The 284-nt window shown below is 54.9% G+C and carries 1 pseudogene; it reads left to right on the forward strand.

Features of this window, described 5'->3' with window-relative positions:
* Positions 1 to 284: pseudogene (gene ispH, locus LZP73_RS20705) on the forward strand (4-hydroxy-3-methylbut-2-enyl diphosphate reductase); the annotation flags it as partial.

Here is a 284-nt window from a genome sequence, read left to right on the forward strand (position 1 = left end):
GATTTTCTCCGCACACGGTGTTTCTCAGGCAGTACGTAACGAAGCGAAAAGCCGCGATTTGACGGTGTTTGATGCCACCTGTCCGCTGGTGACCAAAGTGCATATGGAAGTCGCCCGCGCCAGCCGTCGTGGTGAAGAATCTATTCTCATCGGTCACGCCGGGCACCCGGAAGTGGAAGGGACGATGGGCCAGTACAGCAACCCGGAAGGGGGAATGTATCTGGTCGAATCGCCAGACGATGTGTGGAAACTGACGGTCAAAAACGAAGAGAAGCTCTCCTTTA

It is taken from the genome of Shewanella sp. AS16 (assembly GCF_021412365.1).
GTDB classification, from domain to species: Bacteria; Pseudomonadota; Gammaproteobacteria; order Enterobacterales; family Shewanellaceae; genus Shewanella; species Shewanella salipaludis.